This is a genomic window from Candidatus Nanopelagicales bacterium, from assembly GCA_030700225.1.
Classification (GTDB): domain Bacteria; phylum Actinomycetota; class Actinomycetes; order S36-B12.
Map to the genome: position 1 here is coordinate 1 of JAUYJT010000071.1, position 17,959 is coordinate 17,959.

Genomic DNA, 17,959 nt, shown 5'->3' on the forward strand with positions numbered 1-17,959 from the left:
CACCGACCTCATCCTGAACAACCCCACGGGCTCCGCCGCCGCTGGTTCCGCCGCTGGGTCCGCCGCCACTGGCGTTGAGGTGAACGTCGTCGTCGGCTTGGACAGCCTCCTGGGGCTGGCCGAGGACCCTGGCGAGGTGACTGGCTTGGGTCCGGTCCCGGCCCAGGTGGCTCGTGAGCTGGCCGCTGACGGAACGTGGCGCATGTGGGTCACCGACGCGGCATCGTCGACGGTGACGGCGACTGGTTCTCGAACGTACACCCCGGGTGCGGCGTTGGCTCGGTTGGTTCGGGCACGCGAACCGTATTGCCGCCATCCTGGCTGCCGCCGCCAGTCCCAGGCTTGCGATCTTGATCACGCGCTCCCATGGCCCAAGGGGGCTACCACAGCGGAGAACCTTGGGCCGTTGTGTCGGAGGCATCACAACATCAAGACGCACCACGGCTGGGACCTCGACCCGGGCCTGGACCCCGACCCTGGCCCAGACCCCAAGACAGGGCAAGACGGCAACGCGGCAGCGGCCGGATGGACATGGCGAACACCAGCGGGCATCACCATCACCGACAAGCCCCCGCCGCTACTACTGGAGTAGCGCCACTACGGGAGTAGCCGGGGTGGGGGCCCGAGGCCGCGCCCCTCCCCCTTCCCGCTTCGCGGGTGGGGGGACCCCCACCCAAATCCGAAGAGCCGCTATAGCAACCATTACGGGTCGATCCAGCCCAAACACCCGACAAAACGGACACAGCCAGATCCCGCACCGGCTAGCTTCCGCCACAGTCCGAAACCCCTGGCGAAGTCAGACGCAAACCAGGAGCTTGCGCGGTGGCGGGCGAGCTTGCGCGGTGGCGGCCGAACCCGCGCGGACGTGACTGCCGGGCAGGCTGGGGGATCCGCGCATAGACTCGTTGGATGGATCCAGATCCACTCCGACCTGGCGATCCGGGCGACGACATCGGGTCGCCGAGAAGTGCTGCGGCGTTCTTCGACCTGGACAAGACGATCCTGGCGAAGTCCAGCACGCTGGCTTTCACCAGAAAGATGTACAAGGGCGGCTTGATAGGGCGCTCTGACGCGATCAAGGCCGCGTACGGCCAGTTCGTCTACATCATGTCCGGCGCCGACCACGAGCAGATGGAACAGGCGCGCGTCTACCTGTCCAGCCTCGTGAAGGGCTGGCCGGTCGCTCGCGTCCAGGAGATCGTGTCCGAGGCCATGGAGGCGATCGTGGACCCGATCGTCTACTCAGAGGCACTTGACCTCTTCGAGGAGCATCACGCGGCCGGAAGAGACGTAATCATCATCTCCTCGTCGGGCACGGAGGTAGTCGAGCCGATTGGGCAGCGACTTGGAGCCGACTTGGCGGTCGGTACGCAGATGGCTGTGGAGGAAGGCGCCTACACCGGCGAGATCCTCTTCTACGCGTACGGGGAGCAGAAGGCGGAGGCTATTCGTGCTCTCGCCGATGAGCGCGGCTACGAGCTGGCGGACTGCTACGCGTATAGCGATTCCCACACAGACTTGCCAATGCTCGAAGTTGTAGGGCACCCGGTTCCAACGAATCCAGACAGCGAGCTTCGAGAAATCGCCGAGGAGCGGGAATGGCCGACTCTGAAGTTCTCCAAGCCGACTGCGATGCGAACGCCGTTGGAGACGAAAGAAGGCCGCCGCGTTGCCGCCATGGCTCTGGGTAGCGCCGTCGCTGTGGGCCTGGCCTGGTATGCGCGCCGCAGGGCTGGCGGTCGAGCTGGCTGAGGCGGGCGGCCGTGCTGGCTGAGGCTGGCGGTGTGCTCTGAGGCGCCAGGGCGATCCGCATCGTTGCTCCATTCGGGGGATTGATCCAGATCTCAACGAGCGAAACAGTGCGGGACTCCGAGTCAATGCCGTATGGGACAGGCTGACTTCCGATGGTGCGCGCGGGGCGCTGTCGTGATCACAGCGGTCGCGGTCATCATGGTCAACGCGGCCGCTCCGGTGGCGCCCGGTGTGAACGCTGGTGTCGATGTTCCGGATGCACCAAGTGCCCAAACGGAGAGACTCGCGGCGGCATCGCCCGCGGACGTTCCGGACCCAGGCCAGCACTCGTTCCTGCTGACCTCTCCCGCATACCGGTATCCAGCCCGCTGGTGTCCAGGGGAGATCGCGTACACCGTCGACAGCTCCCAGGCCGCCAACGCGGGCTTTGATGTCGACGAGGAGTTGTCCTTGTGGCGGTCGGTGTTCGAGGCCTGGTCGGCGGCGTCCGACGGCCGCTACTGGTTCCGGTACGCGGGTCAGCGGACCTTGTCGTCCACAAAGGACGGTGGCGTGGACGTTGACTCGGTCGCCGAAGGAACGATCGGCATCACGTACGTGTTCGCTTCGGATGATCCCAGCGCTCCCGCCGACCGGGTCTCCTCCGAACTGGTCGGCCGAACGGCGGGCAATGCTGGGCTGCAAGCCCTCACGCGGGGTTCAGCGGACAGCGCCGCCCTCGTTGGGGATCGGGGCTTCGTGATGATCGACGTAGCAGACGCAGTCAATCTGAGCCCTCAGGGGCTTCGCCGGACCCTGTACCAGCACGAGTCCGGCCACGCGTTGGGGCTCGGACATGAGGATGATCCTGATTCGATCATGCGAACCACGCTTCCTGAAGATCGGACGCGCCCAGCGCCAGTAGATGTCGCTGGCCTGCGCGAGTTGACAGAGATGCCGTGCCAGAAGCGGTAGCTTCGACGGCCCTGCCACCTAGGCCTGTCACGACTCGGGAAGTTCAGCGGCCCTGGCCGCGGCTTCGCGGGCGCCGATCCGCACGGCTTCGTTGTGCAGGCAAAGCCAGCGTGTCACGCCCGCGACCTCCCCGGAGCCGAAGCCGCGCAGTGCGGCGACGTAGCGAGGTCGACCTAGTGCCCTGAAGCCAGCCTCGGGGATTGAGAAGCTGTCTGGATCGACACCCTTGGCACGCAGCACGAGGCGCGTCATCGCACGCGCGACGAGTCCAGAACCCCACGAGAATGGACGTAGGGAAGCGATCTCGCCGTGAACGAATCCAGCGACGACAATGGCAGGCGCCTGCGACCAGGATCCCAGGCAGCGGGTGAGCCTAGCCAGTCGCTCGGCAGCTTCGGCGCCTAGAGGCGCCGGGGGCAGCCTAAGAGGATCATCGGCGATGTCGGCGGATCTGGGTCGGCCGATTTCCTCATCCGGTCGCATGCCCGAGGCCACGGTCGAATGAAGTCCAGCCAAGACTTGACCCGGAGCCGTGTCCCAGACCCGCGCGAGCTCCGGAATTCGTGCGTACATCGAGACGGCCTGGGCCGCCACACGCCCCATCGGAGAGTCCTCCAGCGTGCCCGCGCGCAGTGAGTCCAGACTGGTCTCCGCTCCCTCGAAGGCAGCATCGCACCACGCTCCGACGAGCGCTGACTCCGCCGCCAAGGCTGGTCCGACCCGCCTGACCGCGCGGTTCCAGAGCAACTCATCGACGGCTGCCCGAGCTTGGGCCGCCGAGTCCACGACTTCCGGCTGCTGGGCCACAACCGAGAAACGATCCGACGCCATCCTGAAACCGTACCCAGCCTGAGGTTAGGGTCAGTCGTTGACGCGTGGACATGCTGTGTCCGGACAAGTTGGAGGTCGGGGTGCACCAGGAGGCCCTAGAGAACTTACTGCACGAGAACCGAGTCTTCCCACCGTCACCCAGCTTCGCGGAACAGGCGAATGTCAAGCAGGGCGCCTACGCGGACGCTGAGGCGAATCGGCTGGCGTTCTGGGACGAGCAGGCCGATCGCCTTTCGTGGTCCCAGCGGTGGGAGACCACTTTGGACTGGACACGGCCCCCCTTCGCCCGCTGGTTCGTTGGCGGGAAGATCAACGTCGCGTACAACTGCCTCGACCGCCACGTCGAAGCTGGGCGTGGAGACAGAACAGCGATCATCTTCGAGAGTGAAGCGGGTGATTCTGAGGAGATCAGTTACGCGCAGCTCCAGCGCCGCGTAGCGCAGGCGTCAAACGCGCTGATCCAGCTCGGGGTCCAGGCCGGCGATCGCGTCGCGATCTACCTGCCGATGATCCCCGAGGCGGTTATCGCGATGCTCGCGTGTGCCCGGATAGGCGCCCCGCACTCGGTCGTGTTCGCTGGATTCTCCGCCGAAGCGTTGCGCACTCGTATCGAGGACGCCCAAGCCAGCCTGGTCATCACCGCGGACGGGCAGTATCGGCGAGGCTCGGTCATGCCGCTGAAGCCGGCCGTGGATGAGGCTGTCGCATCGAGCCCAAGCGTGCGCGATGTCCTGGTCGTGCGCCGAACTGGCTGCGAGGTCGAGTGGACCGAACGGGACAGTTGGTGGCATGACGTAGTAGACCCGGCGCCTGTGACTCACCAGCCCGAGCCGTTCGATTCAGAGCATCCGCTGTTCATCCTCTACACCTCGGGCACGACGGGGCAGCCGAAGGGGATTCTGCACACGACTGGGGGGTACCTGACCCAGTGCGCCTTCACGCATTGGTCGGTGTTCGACCTCAAGCCAGAGCGCGATGTCTTCTGGTGCACGGCTGACGTCGGCTGGGTCACGGGTCACTCCTACGTCGTATACGGTCCGCTCGCCAATGGCGCGACGCAGGTGATCTTCGAGGGAACGCCAGACACGCCTCACAAGGGCCGCTGGTGGGAGATAGTCCAGAAGCACCGAGTGACGATCCTGTACACGGCTCCAACAGCGATTCGAACGTTCATGAAGTGGGGGGATGAGCTGCCGAACGCGTTCGATCTGTCGTCCCTGAGGCTCCTCGGTTCAGTTGGCGAGCCCATCAACCCTGAAGCGTGGATCTGGTACAGGCACGTGATCGGTGGAGGCGAGTGCCCCGTCGTGGACACGTGGTGGCAGACGGAGACTGGAGCCATCATGATCTCCCCGCTGCCTGGTGTGTCCGCGACCAAGCCAGGATCGGCGATGACAGCGCTGCCCGGTATCCGCGCCGAAGTAGTCGACGACGCCGGAGTCGCGGTGAGCCCAGGTAGCGGTGGGTATCTCGTCCTGAACGAACCCTGGCCCGCGATGCTTCGGGGGATCTGGGGCGACGACCAGCGTTACGTGGACACCTACTGGTCCCGCTGGCCAGGCCTCTACTTCGCTGGGGATGGGGCCAAGCTTGACGAGGACGGTGCGATCTGGTTGCTTGGACGGGTCGACGATGTCATGAATATCTCTGGGCACCGGATCTCCACGACTGAAGTCGAGTCCGCCCTTGTCGCGCACGAAGCTGTCGCCGAGGCCGCCGTTGTCGGAGCCACGGACGAGATGACTGGGCAGGGAATCGTCGCCTTCGTCATCCTGCGCGCCGGGGCCGGGGAGGGAGATCACCTGGTCAGCCACCTTCGGGAGCATGTCGCGCACGAAATCGGCCCGATCGCCAAGCCGCGGCAGATCCTTGTCGTCGCTGAACTCCCCAAGACGCGCTCGGGGAAGATCATGCGCAGATTGTTGAGGGACGTGGCCGAGCACAGGTCGATGGGAGACGTCACGACTCTGGCCGACGCGACGGTGATGGACCTCATCGCCGAAGGCTTGACGCACTCGACCGAAGAGTGAGCCGTTGATGGCAACCTTGAGCGCCGCCGCGCGCTGAAGGCCTGCTCGCACTAGGCTGCGACGCAAGTCGAGCGGACGGGAGTACGCAAGTGGCTGACGTCGGTAGCGGCCGGTGGGGGTCCCCCCGCCCGCCGCGCAGCGGTTGGGGGTCCCCCCGCAAAGCGGGGGAGAAGGGGGACGCGTCTTTTCGATCCTTGATGTCGTCGGTGGGGTCGGACGCCCAGCACCTGTTCAAGGCCCAAGTCGAGCTGACGCGGACTGAGGCGAAGGAGACCGGTACCGAAGTAGTGACGGTTGGCGGGCTCTTCGGGGGAGCAGCGGGAGCCGGATTGCTGGGAGCGATCTTCCTGCTGGTGGCCGCCGCCTACGGACTGGTTGCGCTCGGACTGCCTCAGTGGGCCGGTTTCGGTATCGTCGCCGCTGTCCTGTTGATCATCGCGACTGTCTTGGGCTTGGTGGGTCGCGCCAGGGCCAACCGTATCCAGGCACCGACTCTGGCCACAGCCGAATGGGAGCGCACCGCGAAGATGCTCACGGGCAAGCCCGCAAGCGAGTCTGTCTCTGGAGATGATGCCGGACGGAACAGGAACGCTCCGCAGGTCCGACGGTGAATCTCACGCCCCAGGCGGCGGTCATGTTCCCCGGACCCTGGGAGCATCGTGACGTCGCCGCGAACGGTGCTCGGTTTCACACTGTCCACTGTGGGGCTGGCCCTTTGGTCGTGCTGCTTCACGGCTTCCCGATGTACTGGTGGACCTGGCGCACTCATCTGGGGGCGCTGGCGGACGCTGGCTATCACGCGGTCGCCATGGACCTGCGGGGCTACGGTGGGTCGGACCACACGCCGCACGGCTACGACCCGATGACTCTGTCGGCCGACGTCGCGGGCGTGATCCGGTCGCTGGGTGAGTCATCCGCCGTAGTCGTTGGGCACGGCCTGGGCGGTACCGTCGCCTGGAGTGCGGCGGTAATGAGAGCTCCCGTGATTCGCGCGATCGCCACCGTCTCCGCCCCGCACCCGGTCAGGATGCGCCAGGCCAATACGCAAGATCCAGAGCAGCGTCGACTCTCCCGCTACACGCTTGGTTTTCAGTGGCCTTTGGCTCCGGAGCACTCCTTGGTGAAGAAGGACGCGGAGCGCGTGGAGTTCCTGCTGCGACTGTGGTCCGGAACGCCAGGGTGGCCGGATCCAGAGACGGCGCTCATGTTCCGTCGGGCCATGCAGTTCAGTTCAACGGCCCACTGCGCGCTGGAGTACTACCGGTGGGCCTTCCGTTCGATCCAGAGGTCGGATGGTCGGCAGTTCATTCACCGGATGCGGTTCCCGGTTCAGCAGCCCGTCCTACAGATCCTCGGTGACTCAGACGTCAGCATCCTGGGCAGGACGTACGCGGGCAGCGAGGCGTATGTGACAGGTCCGTTCGACAGGGTGGACATGCGAAGCATTGGCCACTTCCCCCACGAGGAGGACGGCGTTAGGTTCTGCGAGGCTCTGGTGCCCTGGCTGAACAAGGTTCACAGCAGGTAGTCAGCCGACAGTTCAGAGCGCTACGACTCGTGTTGGGTCCCATGGTCGGGCCCAGCCAGCCTCCTCCATCAGCTTGGACAACAGGCCGGCCGTGAAGCCCCAGACCAGCATGCCCCGCACTTGGAACCCGGGTCCCTCGAAGCCGAGGGGGTGGCGGACCAGTACGCGGTTGTCTGGGTCGGCCAGCTCGGCTATGCCGACCCGGTGCACTGCGCTCACTTCGGCCGGGTTGCCGGTGCCTACGGGTGTCGGCGTGGACCACCAAGCCATGACGGGCGTCACGACGAAGCCGGACGGCGGCAGCCAAAGCTCCGGGAGGGTTCCAAACACCACAACGCCGCGCGGGTCCAGTCCAGTCTCCTCCGCTGCCTCGCGAAGCGCAGCCGCGACCGCGTCCGGGTCGGCATCGTCGACCGCCCCGCCTGGGAAGGCTGGCTGCCCAGGATGTGACCGCATGGTCGGTGATCGCTCCGTCAGCAGCACGTCGGGTCGGCCGCCTGACTCGCCGAGCAGGATCAGGACAGCTCCAGGTCTTCCGCCGCTCGCTGGCGGAAGGAACCGCGTCAGCTTGTCCGCCGTTATACCGCGTACGGCCTCGACCATGTCGGACAGCCAGTCCGGCAGGGCAGACACGACGGTTTCATCGAGCCACGGATCGTTCATCGAGATCCCAGTGTGGCGGCGGAGGGGCACCATTGCGAGATAGGGCAGACCCAACAGGTCGGTCTGCGGGCGTGACAGCAGCGTCGGCCGTGCCAGATGAGAACGTGCGACAACTGTGTCCACTGCGCACGGGGGAACAAGCCCATCAGGTCAGACTCGATGTGATCGGCATCCTCGCGCGCGGTCAACCCAAGACGCTTGGCGAGGCGCGAGACGTGCGTGTCGACGCTGATTCCAGGGACACCGAATGCGTTGCCCAGGATGACGTTGGCGGTCTTGCGGCCCACACCGGGCAGCGTGATCAGATCCCGCAGAGTGCCTGGCACGTGGCCGCCGTGTTCGTCACAGATGCGCGCTGACGAGGCTCGCAGATTGGCCGCCTTCGCGCGGAAGAAGCCGGTGGGCCGTATCAGGTCCTCCAACTCCGCGGTGTCGGCCGCCGCGAGGGATTGTGGGTTCGGGTACCTGGCGAAGATCCGTGGGGTCACTTGATTCACGCGCTTGTCCGTGCACTGCGCCGACAACACCGTGGCGACGAGAAGTTGGAAGGCTCCTTCGAAATCGAGTTCGCAATGGGCGTCGGGATAGGTCATGGCCAGCGCCCTGTAGATGCGCCGCGCACGGCGAACTTGCGCGAGCGGGCTCTCGTCTGCCCGGTTGTTCTGGCGCCTCACTCAACCAGGGTAGGTGCGCGGCTGCACCCGAATGGAGGAAGCGTCTCAAGCGCGCTAGTCGTGGGGGCGATAAGGCACTTACCAAGGGCTACGCAGAGCCAGATGACATACCCAATCCGAGCCGGGGGAGGAGGACCATGTCGACTCAATCCGCGATCAATGTGGTTCCGGAGCAGCGGGCCTTGACCCAGACTGCCAAGGTCAAGGCACGACAGAACGGGAGTTCCCCCAGAGGGGGGCGCCCTCAGCCTGATCGCGACCCAGCATTCGCTACTCATCCACTTGAGTCCTTGCGCGCGATGCGCAGCGGCCTGAGCGATGAGGAGTGCCGTGTCTCCTACTGGCGGCGCATTGTGCAGGCTCGGCTGGATCTCCTCCAGCGGCCCCATCGCCGGGGTCGACTCGAAGTGGCCCAGCTAACAAGCGTCCTGGCGGATTCCAACGTTTCCCACAGGCGCGTGGCCGCGTTGACCATCGAACCTGTGGACGATCTGCCGCGCATGCCCGACATCGCTGAGCTGTGGTCACGAGAGGTCGATGAACAGGACGAAGCCGGGCAACGCGAGCTGATCGAGCAACTCAAGCTGGCTGAGGCTGATCTATCTGCCTACAGGCGCGAGCTTCACTCCCGAATCGACCGCGTGACTCAGGAATTGATCGTTAGGTACAGAGAAGATCCCGTCCTGGCGCTGACCGCTTTGAGAGAACGATTGCCGGCTGCCTTCATGTGATCTGCCTATAGATCGACAACGGCCGCCGATCTGCGACACACTGTCTGCGGTCAGGTCGAATAGGAGAGCAGTCGTGGACGACGTGCTTATGCAGGCGCCGCTGTTCGTTGCCCTGGGTCCCGAAGCAGCCGCGGCCCTTCGTGCGGCGACACACGAAGTGCGGCTCGCCAAGGGCGATCTGCTGTTCCGCGAGGGCGATGAGGGCGATCGCCTGTACGTGCTGGAAGAAGGCAAGATCAAGCTCGGCACGGCTTCGGTTGACGGCCGCGACACCCTTCTGGCAGTTCTGGGTCCGGGCGAGATGATCGGTGAGCTGTCACTGTTCGACCCCGGGCCCCGCACGGCAACCGCCACAGCGTTGACTGACATCGTCGCCCGCGAGGTTGGGCACGATGCGCTGCGGCCGTGGCTCGCTGGGCGCCCCGAGGTCGCGGAGGCTTTGCTGCGGGCTCTGGCCAAGAGGCTGCGCAAGACGAACGAGGCCATGTCGGACCTAGTCTTCTCCGACGTTCCTGGCCGTGTGGCGAAGGCGCTGCTGGATCTTGGCGAACGCTTTGGAGTCTCAACGGAAGATGGCCTGACAGTCACTCACGATATGACTCAGGAGGAACTCGCGCAGCTCGTGGGCGCGTCGCGCGAGACCGTCAACAAGGCTCTGGCCGACTTCGCGCAGCGTGGGTGGATCAGGCTCGACTCTCGCTCCGTCACGCTCGCGGACGTCGACAGATTGCAGCGCCGGGCTCGGTAGCCGCCGACGGCTGTTGCTTCAGATCTCACCCAGTTCCGCGAGGTACTCCAGTTGTGCGCGTGCGCTCGCGGTTGCCGCTGGCACTACCTGTGGCGGGATGGGTTGGTAGACCGCGCTGACTATGTCCGCCGCTGAACGGGCGCCAGCGTGAACGGCTCGTCGGACCTGCTCGAGCCGCTCATGACGGTGCTCCAAGTAGTCAGAAAGCACTGACACCGGATCGCGGAGCACCGGCCCGTGACCGGGCAGGATCAGCTCCACGGCCTCGGCCTCGGCCAGGTTCCGCAGAGCCTGGAGGGAACGCAGGTAGTCCGCCAGCGACCCGTCCGGGTGGGCGACCACAGTGGTTCCGCGACCCAGGACGGTGTCGCCTGTGACTAGAGCCGACTGTGATCTGACGAAGAACGACACTGAGTCGCTGCTGTGCCCTGGCGTAGCGATAGCTTCAATACCTAGATCCGGGACCGCTGTGACTTCGCCGCCGAACGGCGCGATGATCGGTGCTCCGAATACGCGGGCGAACTCCGGCGCGGCCTGGGCGTGATCGGAGTGTTTGTGGGTGAGAAGTATCAACTTCACGCGGGCACCTTGGGAGGCCAGTGTCGAGCGCACTCTCTCCAGGTGACGCGGGTCGGAGGGCCCCGGGTCAACCAGGACGACTTCCTTGGCACCCGGGTAGCCGAGGATCCAGGTGTTGGTGCCGTCCAGCGTCAGGGCCGACGGGTTGGGGGCCAGCACACAGGACGCTCCTGGGGCCACGGTTCCGCCCGACCACGGTTCGCTGGATCCGATCTGCTTCAACGTCATCTCATCACGGCCAGATTGGCTCCTGGGAGTACGCGTCTACGATCACCCAGCGCACTTCCCCGGTCTTGGTCAACTCCGGCTTGGGCAACAGGGGTGTCGGCCTCAGCTCTCGCGCGTGGCGCAGCACCGAGGACACGTCCGCGAACTCCGTCAGTAGCTGCAGCGACCTCAAGGTCGGCGGCAGCATTGGCAGTTCACCGGCTCCAGCCTTCGTGAGCGCCGAGCCGGGGTCGATCCATGTTGAGTCATCGGATTCGGACCCACGCTCAGTCGCCTGCTGCTCTTCTGGCAGGGCAGCGACCAGGAACCGGGTGTCGAACCGGCGGCGTTCTGCCTCTGGCGTGACCCAATGCGCCCAGGGGTGCAGGTCAGTCGCGGTGATGGTCGCGCCGACCTCCGCGAGCCACCCAAGCAAGTCCTGCGATGTGTCAGGGGGCCGAACTCGGCGGGAGGAGGCAGTGGCGAGACTGACTCCCGCTTCTTCCCAGGTCTCGCGTGCCGCGGCCACCGTCATCGCCCGGAAACTCGCTGTTGGTGCGCACTCGGGGCGGAGCTTGAATGGCTCGAATTGCCGGTCTCCGATCCACGGCACGGATGGATCGGCATCGCGGTCCTCGACCCTGCCCCCTGGGAACACGTACATTCCGGCGGCGAAGGCCATGGTCCCGACCCGGCGCTGCAAGAAGACTTCGAACCCAGAGCGAGTGCCGCGCAGCAAGACCACAGTCGCGGCATCTCGCGCGGGCACTGGGATCCATTGCGCGTCTTCCGATTCGGCGATGCTGCGTGCGCGGCGTGTGAGTTCCGCGGGTATGGGTAGATCTAGAGGCTCGGGCTCGCTGCCGCCGGGCGGCTCCTTCCGCGACATCAGCCCGCCACCGAAACTGTCAGCTCAATCTCGACTGGTGATCCGAGCGGCAGTGATGCGCATCCGATGGCGGAGCGGGCGTGGGTGCCAGCGTCCCCGAAGGCGGTCTGGAGCAACGCGCTCGCCCCGTTGACCACGTGTGGGATCTCGATGAACCCGGGAGCCGTGGCCACGTATCCGACGACCTTGACCACGCGCAAGACTTCGTCCAGGTTTCCGATAACCGACTTGATGGCGCCGAGGGCGTTCAGGGCCGCTTGCGCGGCGCATTCGGTGGCGTGTTCGATCCGGACTTCGGCTCCGACAAGGCCGGTCCTCATCAAGGATCCATCGCGCATCGGCAGTTGTCCTGAGGTGAAGATCCATGATCCTTCGCGGACAGCGGGCACGTAGGCGGCCAGGGGCGGAACTACCTGTGGGACCGACAGTCCCACAGCGGCCAAACGCCCCTCGACCTGTCCCATCAGGTCTGGCCGGGGCGCTTGAAGTAGGCGATCAGCACTTCCGGGTTCGGGCCCGGGACCACCTGCACGAGTTCCCAGCCGTCAGCTCCCCAGTTGTCGAGAATCTGCTTCGTGTTGTGCACCAGGACCGGCGCTGTCACGTACTCCCATCGCGTCATGGATCAGACCCTACCCACAGCCCCGCCAGGGTCCGGCGGCGATCGGCTTGCGGTCGGGCTCACCACTACCCTGGGTGCGTGGCGTGTGAACTTTGGCCAGGCGTGCGCCTTCATATAGTTTCCGGCAAGGGCGGCACTGGCAAGACGACCGTCGCGTCCGCACTAGCCCTCGCTCTGGCGGAAGGTGGACATCGGGTTCTGCTCGTGGAGGTCGAGGGGCGTCAGGGCATCGCCCAGCTGTTCGATCTGCCGCCTCTGGCGTATGAGGAACAGCGCATCGCTGTGACCTCCGGCGGAGGGGAGGTCCTCGGCCAGGCGATCGACGCGGAGCGCGCCGTCCTGGAGTACCTGCGGATGTTCTACAACATCAAGCGAGCGGGCGGCGCGCTGAAGCGTTTGGGCGCGATTGACTTCGCCACGACGATCGCACCGGGCTTGCGGGACGTCCTCCTCACCGGCAAGACGGGCGAAGCTGTCAGACGGCGCTCTGGCAGGAGCTTCGTCTATGGCGCTGTTGTGATGGACGCGCCCCCAACCGGGAGGATCACGCGCTTCCTCAACGTCAACACCGAAGTAGCCACCGTGACCCGCGTGGGCCCGATTAGAAACCAGGCCGACTCGGTGATGCGCGTCCTGAAATCCAGCGAGACGGCGATACACCTGGTGTCCTTGTTGGAGGAGATGCCCGTCCAGGAGACGTTGGACGGCCTCAGCGAACTGCGCTCCGCCGGGCTTCCGACCGGAGAAGTGTTCGTCAACCAGATCCACCGGGAACTCTTGCCGGAAGAGGTGCTCGATAGCGATGAGCCTGTCGCGCAGGACGAGATCGCCGCTGGGCTTCTCGCTGCCGGAGTGTCGCCGCGACTTCGTACTGAATCCTTGACTCACGCACTGCGGGTCGAGGCCGCGGATCACGTCACTCGGGTGCGTCTGGAGCAGCGTGAGCGGAACCGGCTCGTAGGGCATGGGATCTCCCCAATTGATCTTCCCCTGCTGCGCGACGGTGTGGACTTGGGCGGGCTGTATGAGCTGGCGGCATCGATAAGAGAGCGGGCACCCAGGTGACCCGCGCGCAGGCTTTCGACGTCGCCACACTGCTCGCGGACCCCGAGACCCGGATAGTCGTGTGTTGCGGCAGCGGAGGGGTTGGCAAGACAACGATCGCCGCAGCCTTGGCGCTGCGAGCCGCGGAGTCCGGCAGGCGCGTAGTCGTTCTGACGATCGACCCCGCTCGTCGACTCGCCCAGTCGATGGGCCTGAGCGAGTTGGACAACACTCCCAGGGCCGTGCGCGACGTGGATGGCACGGGGTCGCTCGACGCCATGATGCTGGACATGAAGCGCACGTTCGACGAGCTAGTTGTGGCGCACACCGACCCTGAGCGCGCCCAACAAGTGCTCGTGAACCCGTTCTACGTAGCGCTGTCGAGTTCGTTCGCGGGGACGCAGGAGTACATGGCCATGGAGAAGCTGGCCCAACTCCGCGACAAGTCAGAAGCGGACGGATCGTGGGATCTGATCGTGGTGGATACGCCCCCGTCACGCTCCGCGCTTGATTTCCTTGACGCGCCCAAGCGCTTGGGGTCGTTTCTGGATGGCCGCTTCATCCGCATCCTCAGCGCACCAGCCAAGGGGGCTGGACGCGGATTCGGGCGCGTGTTTGGCGTTGGAGTCGGGCTGGTGTCGTCGGTACTCAGCAGGGTAGTGGGCACACAGCTTCTGTCTGACGTGTCGACATTCGTCGAAACCCTGGAGACGATCTTCGGGGGCTTCCGGTCCCGGGCCGATGCGACCTACCGCCTGTTGCAGGCGCGCGGAACCGCGTTCGTTGTGGTGGCCGCCCCGGAAACGGACGCGATCCGCGAGGCAACCTACTTCGTGGACCGCCTGGCGTCAGAGGGGATGCCTATCGAGGGGCTCGTGCTCAACAGGGTCACGGTGTCGCCCGCTGAGGCTTTGACGGCGGAGGAAGCGATCGTGGGGGCCGAGACTCTCGAGGAATCAGGCCAGCACATCGTGACGGCGGCGCTGCTGCGGATGCACGCGGACACTGTTCGAACGGCGGCGAGGCAGAGACACCTCGCGGAGCGATTCACCGCGGCTCACCCAGGGGTTGCCCAAGTCGTGGTTCCGGCCCTCGCTGATGACGTTCATGACCTGGATGGGCTGCGAGAGATCGGTTCCCTCTTGGTGGGCAGCTGACTGGGGCGCGCGGGTCAGGTCGTGTGCCGGACAGCGTGTGACTGTTGGGGGACCCAGCAGTCCCCAGACGGGACAGTGACGCCCAGGCGCTCGTACTCGTCTTGGGCGACCTGGAGGAGGCGGCGCCAAGACGTCACATCCTCTCGCCGACGGAGCAGGGCTCGCCGCTCCCGTTCTGTCATGCCACCCCAAACGCCGAACTCGACGCGATTGTCGAGCGCGTCGGCCAGGCATTCAGTCCTGACGTCACAGCCCATGCAGATCAGCTTCGCGCGGTTCTGAGCCGCGCCCTGCACGAATAGCTCATCTGGGTCAGTTCCGTTGCACGCCGCCGATGATGCCCAGTCAGCACTCCAGCTCATAAGGGTTGTAGTCCTTCCCTGCTGGCGTTCCCCGGGACCGCAGAAGCGCTGCCCAAGATCACGACGCTCGATGTGACGGACGCTACGCGGAGAGTGACCTCGATCACAGGTCTTGGAGGCCTATCTCTTGTAGTCCAGAGTGACCATTTGATGAGCGTTGAGACTTGGTTCGGCAACGTCATCTCGGCCTGGGAACCGCGCGGCGTATTCTGTGCGTCATATGGCCGTGGCATCTGCGAATCGTGACCAGACGACCCACGGGTCGTCAGTTCAGGTTCGGCTTCTTTGCACTTTCGTGGGGACCGCCGTGGTCGCTGGGGTCGTCGCGGCCGGGATCGCGATGCCCGCTGTTGGTGGGGTTAGCGCCGTAGCCAAGACGGCGATTGAGGGCTTCGAATCATATCCGCAGAAGCTCGGCCAGCCCGTGCTTCCTCAGCGGTCGACAGTTCAGGATTCTGGCGGAAAGACCCTGGCGTATTTCTGGGAAGAGAACCGCGTAATCGTGCCGCTGAAGAAGGTCGCTCCCGTTCTGCTGAAGGCGGTAATCGCGATCGAAGACTCGCGCTTCTATGAGCACAATGGCGTGGATGTTCGCGGCACGTTGAGGGCTCTGGCAACGAATCAGCAGAGCGGGGAGGTAATGCAGGGTGGTTCAACCATCACTCAGCAGTACGTCAAGCTGGTCTTGTTGAACAACGCGAAGACCGACGCTGAGAAGATGGCCGCTACCGAACGAACGGCTGAACGGAAGTTACGCGAAGCTCGATACGCCATCGCGCTGGAGAAGGAAGTCTCCAAAGACGCGATTCTTGGCGGCTACCTCAATGCCGCCTACTACGGCGCCGGTGCCTACGGAGTTGAGGTCGCGGCGCAGACGTACTTCAGAACATCCGCGAAGGAGCTGGATCTCGTCGAGGCGGCCACCTTGGCCGGAATCATCCAGCAGCCAGCCGCGTTTGACCCGATCCGCAACCCCAAGGCGTCCACCGCGCGCAGGAACCAGGTGCTACTGCGGATGTTAGAGCTGGGTGACATAACGTCGGCGCAGTACACGAAGGCCAAGAAGACCCCCTTGAAGAAGTACTTGACGCCGAAGATCCTCAAGAACGGGTGCACGAAGGCGTATGCCTCGTATTTCTGTGACTACACGCTCAACTACATCCGAAATACCCCGACGTTTGGCAAGACGAAGAAGGCCAGGATCAACTTCCTTCAGACCGGCGGCCTGGAGATAGTCACGACGTTGGACCGAGGGGATCAGGAGGCTTCACAGCGAACGGTCGAGAACTACATCCCCATAGGAGACCCCAGCCATAAGGCCGCCGCCATCTCGATGGTTCAGCCGCGCACGGGCAAGATCCTGGCGATGGCGCAGAACACCAAGTGGGGTACGAAGGGCAACGGGAAGACGACGTACAACTACAACGTGCGTCGTGCGGACGGTGGCACGATCGGTATGCAGTCGGGCTCGTCGTTCAAGCCGTTCACCCTGGCAGCGGCGCTGGAGAAGGGCATCTCGCCAAACATCTCGATCAACGCCCCTGGCGTGAAGACGTTCTACGGATTCCGTGACTGCGACGGTTACCAATTCCCCGGGTACACGGTGCGCAACGCCAGCGTCAGCGAAGCGGGCAACTTTGACATGTACTCCGGCACGAAGCATTCGGTGAACACGTTCTTCGTCGGGTTGGAGCAGATGGTCAGCTTGTGCCGCCAAGCTGAGATCGCCGAGTCTCTTGGTGTTCGGCGCGGAGATGGCAAGCAGTTGAACCGAGTTCCGTCGTTCGTTCTCGGCGCCAACGAGGTGGTCCCGCTGGATATGGCCGGGGCATTCGCTGGGTTCGCCAACGACGGAGTTTGGTGCAAGCCAAACCCGATCGACAAGATCGTGGGCATTGAGGACGGTCACAAGATCTACAACGCGAGCCCGGACTGCCACCGAGTCCTGAGCAGTGCGGTGGCGCAAACCGTTACATCTCTGCTCAAGGGTCCGCTGGGGGCCGGGGGAACCGCATCTGGACAGACGTTTGGCCGCCCTGCGGCTGGCAAGACCGGTACCTCTGACTCCTCCTCCGCTGTCTGGTTCGCCGGGTACACGCCCCAGATCTCATCAGCGGTGTGGGTGGGCGATCCTAGGGGCGGCTACCGCTACCCGTTGCGAAACGTGGTGATAAACGGCCGCTACTACGGCACGGTCTACGGTGGTTCGCTGCCAGCGCCAATCTGGCGTGCCGCCATGGCCGCAGCGCATTCGGGTCTGCCAATCCAGGACTTCGGATCGGCGCCATCGTACTACGACTCCTCGGGCGTCGACTCCGGCCCGCCCGAACAGGGGCAGTCGCCGTCCAATCCGAAGCCCGACAAAGGCACGGACTGGGGTCGGGAGTTGCTGGACCGCTTGCCGGACTTCGACTTCGGCCGCTGAACGCCCGCTTTCGTAGACGTGCTCAGCGGTCGGCGCCGTGCCAGGCTGTCCTCATGCCGTCGCGACGCTCTTGGGCCACGATCGGCGCTGTAGCAGCGGCCGGGGGAGTCGCCGCCGGGGTCTGGGCGTTTGTCGAGCCACACCGTTTCACAACGCGACGAGTCGCGGTTCCGGTTCTCTCCGCTGGAAGCACACCGCGGCGAATCCTGCACCTGTCTGACATGCACATGAGCACGGACCATCTAAGGATGCGTCGCTGGATCGCGCGGTTAGCCCACCTGGAGCCGGATCTGGTCGTCGTCAGTGGCGACTTCTTGGCAGGTCCTCACGCTGTAGCGCCCGTGCTGGACGCTCTCAAGCCGTTGCTGGACAGGCCCGGAGTGTTCGTGCTGGGAAGCAACGACTACTTCGCGCCGAAGTTCCTCAACCCCGCGCGGTACCTGCGCGGTCCCACATCGATGGAGGCGCGCGGGGACTTCCTGCCCTGGCCGGACCTCGTGGAGGGCTTGACTAAGGCGGGTTGGGCGGATCTGTCCAACAAGCAGGCACTCGTGGAGCTCCCGGGTTGGACGGTGGCGGCCCGTGGCGTGGACGACCCGCACATCCTTAGGGATCGATACGACTTGGTAGCGGGGCCGTTCCCGGACGGAGTGGACGTGAGGCTCGGGGTGACCCACGCGCCCTACAGGAGGGTGCTGGACGAGATGGTTGTGGATGGGGCCGACTTGATACTCGCCGGACACACGCACGGCGGCCAGCTACG

At 65.0% G+C, this 17,959-nt stretch carries 20 protein-coding genes; 12 read left to right on the top strand and 8 right to left on the bottom strand.

Annotation, left to right across the window (positions count from 1 at the left end):
• The 3 genes from Q8P38_11570 to Q8P38_11580 form a co-directional block, all read left to right on the top strand.
• On the top strand, positions 1-592 hold a 592-nt coding region (locus tag Q8P38_11570), incomplete at its 5' end, for a DUF222 domain-containing protein (GenBank protein MDP4015241.1).
• A gap of 317 nt (positions 593-909) precedes the next feature.
• A complete protein-coding gene (locus Q8P38_11575; GenBank protein MDP4015242.1) occupies positions 910-1,752 on the top strand; it encodes an HAD family hydrolase in 843 nt (280 codons plus the stop codon).
• Positions 1,753-1,926: 174 nt separating this feature from the next.
• Positions 1,927-2,706: a matrixin family metalloprotease gene (locus Q8P38_11580; GenBank protein ID MDP4015243.1), complete on the top strand. Its 780-nt coding sequence runs from the start codon at positions 1,927-1,929 to the stop codon at positions 2,704-2,706.
• Between the two features lie 27 nt (positions 2,707-2,733).
• On the opposite strand, the gene Q8P38_11585 is transcribed toward Q8P38_11580, so the two are convergent.
• Positions 2,734-3,537 carry a hypothetical protein gene (locus Q8P38_11585; GenBank protein ID MDP4015244.1) on the bottom strand — a complete coding sequence of 268 codons (804 nt, stop codon included), beginning with the start codon at positions 3,535-3,537 and terminating at the stop codon, positions 2,734-2,736.
• A gap of 50 nt (positions 3,538-3,587) precedes the next feature.
• Here Q8P38_11585 and acs point away from each other — a divergent pair, with 50 nt between their 5' ends.
• The 3 genes from acs (at position 3,588) to Q8P38_11600 (ending at position 7,095) form a co-directional block, all read left to right on the top strand.
• The gene (gene acs / locus Q8P38_11590; protein MDP4015245.1) at positions 3,588-5,567 is read left to right on the top strand and encodes an acetate--CoA ligase; all 1,980 of its coding nucleotides are present in this window, start codon (positions 3,588-3,590) and stop codon (positions 5,565-5,567) included.
• Between the two features lie 197 nt (positions 5,568-5,764).
• Positions 5,765-6,178 carry a phage holin family protein gene (locus Q8P38_11595; protein ID MDP4015246.1) on the top strand — a complete coding sequence of 138 codons (414 nt, stop codon included), beginning with the start codon at positions 5,765-5,767 and terminating at the stop codon, positions 6,176-6,178.
• Positions 6,175-7,095 carry an alpha/beta hydrolase gene (locus Q8P38_11600; GenBank protein ID MDP4015247.1) on the top strand — a complete coding sequence of 307 codons (921 nt, stop codon included), beginning with the start codon at positions 6,175-6,177 and terminating at the stop codon, positions 7,093-7,095. Before Q8P38_11595 ends, Q8P38_11600 begins: the two co-directional genes overlap by 4 nt.
• Before the next feature lie 12 nt (positions 7,096-7,107).
• Here the strand turns inward: Q8P38_11600 and Q8P38_11605 are convergent, their stop codons facing one another.
• Together Q8P38_11605 and nth are read right to left on the bottom strand one after the other, a co-directional pair.
• The gene (locus Q8P38_11605) at positions 7,108-7,758 is read right to left on the bottom strand and encodes a CoA pyrophosphatase (protein MDP4015248.1); all 651 of its coding nucleotides are present in this window, start codon (positions 7,756-7,758) and stop codon (positions 7,108-7,110) included.
• Positions 7,755-8,432, bottom strand: coding sequence for an endonuclease III (gene nth, locus Q8P38_11610; protein MDP4015249.1), 678 nt, complete (start codon positions 8,430-8,432; stop codon positions 7,755-7,757). Before nth ends, Q8P38_11605 begins: the two co-directional genes overlap by 4 nt.
• Before the next feature lie 137 nt (positions 8,433-8,569).
• Between nth and Q8P38_11615 the strand changes: the two genes are divergently transcribed.
• Both Q8P38_11615 and Q8P38_11620 read left to right on the top strand, forming a co-directional pair.
• On the top strand, positions 8,570-9,163 hold the full coding sequence (locus tag Q8P38_11615; protein MDP4015250.1) for a hypothetical protein: 594 nt from the start codon (positions 8,570-8,572) through the stop codon (positions 9,161-9,163).
• A gap of 73 nt (positions 9,164-9,236) precedes the next feature.
• Positions 9,237-9,911: a Crp/Fnr family transcriptional regulator gene (locus tag Q8P38_11620; protein ID MDP4015251.1), complete on the top strand. Its 675-nt coding sequence runs from the start codon at positions 9,237-9,239 to the stop codon at positions 9,909-9,911.
• Between the two features lie 18 nt (positions 9,912-9,929).
• Here Q8P38_11620 and Q8P38_11625 read toward each other — a convergent pair whose 3' ends face one another.
• The 4 genes from Q8P38_11625 to Q8P38_11640 are packed head-to-tail and all read right to left on the bottom strand — an operon-like array spanning position 9,930 to position 12,208.
• On the bottom strand, positions 9,930-10,718 hold the full coding sequence (locus Q8P38_11625; GenBank protein ID MDP4015252.1) for an MBL fold metallo-hydrolase: 789 nt from the start codon (positions 10,716-10,718) through the stop codon (positions 9,930-9,932).
• 4 nt (positions 10,719-10,722) lie between these two features.
• Entirely contained in the window at positions 10,723-11,586 is an 864-nt protein-coding gene (locus Q8P38_11630) for an NUDIX hydrolase (GenBank protein ID MDP4015253.1), read from the bottom strand.
• A complete protein-coding gene (locus Q8P38_11635; GenBank protein MDP4015254.1) occupies positions 11,586-12,050 on the bottom strand; it encodes a RidA family protein in 465 nt (154 codons plus the stop codon). The genes Q8P38_11630 and Q8P38_11635 overlap by 1 nt, the downstream gene beginning before the upstream one ends.
• The gene (locus tag Q8P38_11640; GenBank protein ID MDP4015255.1) at positions 12,050-12,208 is read right to left on the bottom strand and encodes a DUF4177 domain-containing protein; all 159 of its coding nucleotides are present in this window, start codon (positions 12,206-12,208) and stop codon (positions 12,050-12,052) included. Before Q8P38_11640 ends, Q8P38_11635 begins: the two co-directional genes overlap by 1 nt.
• A gap of 78 nt (positions 12,209-12,286) precedes the next feature.
• Between Q8P38_11640 and Q8P38_11645 the strand changes: the two genes are divergently transcribed.
• Both Q8P38_11645 and Q8P38_11650 read left to right on the top strand, forming a co-directional pair.
• Positions 12,287-13,273: an ArsA-related P-loop ATPase gene (locus Q8P38_11645; protein MDP4015256.1), complete on the top strand. Its 987-nt coding sequence runs from the start codon at positions 12,287-12,289 to the stop codon at positions 13,271-13,273.
• Entirely contained in the window at positions 13,270-14,409 is a 1,140-nt protein-coding gene (locus tag Q8P38_11650) for an ArsA family ATPase (protein ID MDP4015257.1), read from the top strand. The genes Q8P38_11645 and Q8P38_11650 overlap by 4 nt, the downstream gene beginning before the upstream one ends.
• A 14-nt stretch (positions 14,410-14,423) precedes the next feature.
• Here the strand turns inward: Q8P38_11650 and Q8P38_11655 are convergent, their stop codons facing one another.
• The gene (locus Q8P38_11655; protein ID MDP4015258.1) at positions 14,424-14,771 is read right to left on the bottom strand and encodes a WhiB family transcriptional regulator; all 348 of its coding nucleotides are present in this window, start codon (positions 14,769-14,771) and stop codon (positions 14,424-14,426) included.
• 226 nt (positions 14,772-14,997) lie between these two features.
• On the opposite strand from Q8P38_11655, the gene Q8P38_11660 reads away from it, so the two are divergent.
• Positions 14,998-17,196, top strand: a complete 2,199-nt coding sequence (locus tag Q8P38_11660; GenBank protein ID MDP4015259.1) for a transglycosylase domain-containing protein — start codon at positions 14,998-15,000, stop codon at positions 17,194-17,196.
• Between the two features lie 53 nt (positions 17,197-17,249).
• Positions 17,250-17,959: metallophosphoesterase (locus Q8P38_11665; GenBank protein MDP4015260.1), on the top strand; the 710-nt coding region annotated here is incomplete at its 3' end.

Coding starts and splice junctions, on each gene's coding strand:
- Q8P38_11575 (MDP4015242.1), top strand. CDS start 910: ATGGATCCAGATCCACTCCGACCTGGCGATCCGGGCGACGACATCGGG.
- Q8P38_11585 (MDP4015244.1), bottom strand. CDS start 3,537: ATGGCGTCGGATCGTTTCTCGGTTGTGGCCCAGCAGCCGGAAGTCGTG.
- acs (MDP4015245.1), top strand. CDS start 3,588: ATGCTGTGTCCGGACAAGTTGGAGGTCGGGGTGCACCAGGAGGCCCTA.
- Q8P38_11595 (MDP4015246.1), top strand. CDS start 5,765: ATGTCGTCGGTGGGGTCGGACGCCCAGCACCTGTTCAAGGCCCAAGTC.
- Q8P38_11605 (MDP4015248.1), bottom strand. CDS start 7,758: ATGAACGATCCGTGGCTCGATGAAACCGTCGTGTCTGCCCTGCCGGAC.
- Q8P38_11615 (MDP4015250.1), top strand. CDS start 8,570: ATGTCGACTCAATCCGCGATCAATGTGGTTCCGGAGCAGCGGGCCTTG.
- Q8P38_11625 (MDP4015252.1), bottom strand. CDS start 10,718: ATGACGTTGAAGCAGATCGGATCCAGCGAACCGTGGTCGGGCGGAACC.
- Q8P38_11630 (MDP4015253.1), bottom strand. CDS start 11,586: ATGTCGCGGAAGGAGCCGCCCGGCGGCAGCGAGCCCGAGCCTCTAGAT.
- Q8P38_11635 (MDP4015254.1), bottom strand. CDS start 12,050: ATGGGACAGGTCGAGGGGCGTTTGGCCGCTGTGGGACTGTCGGTCCCA.
- Q8P38_11640 (MDP4015255.1), bottom strand. CDS start 12,208: ATGACGCGATGGGAGTACGTGACAGCGCCGGTCCTGGTGCACAACACG.
- Q8P38_11655 (MDP4015258.1), bottom strand. CDS start 14,771: ATGAGCTGGAGTGCTGACTGGGCATCATCGGCGGCGTGCAACGGAACT.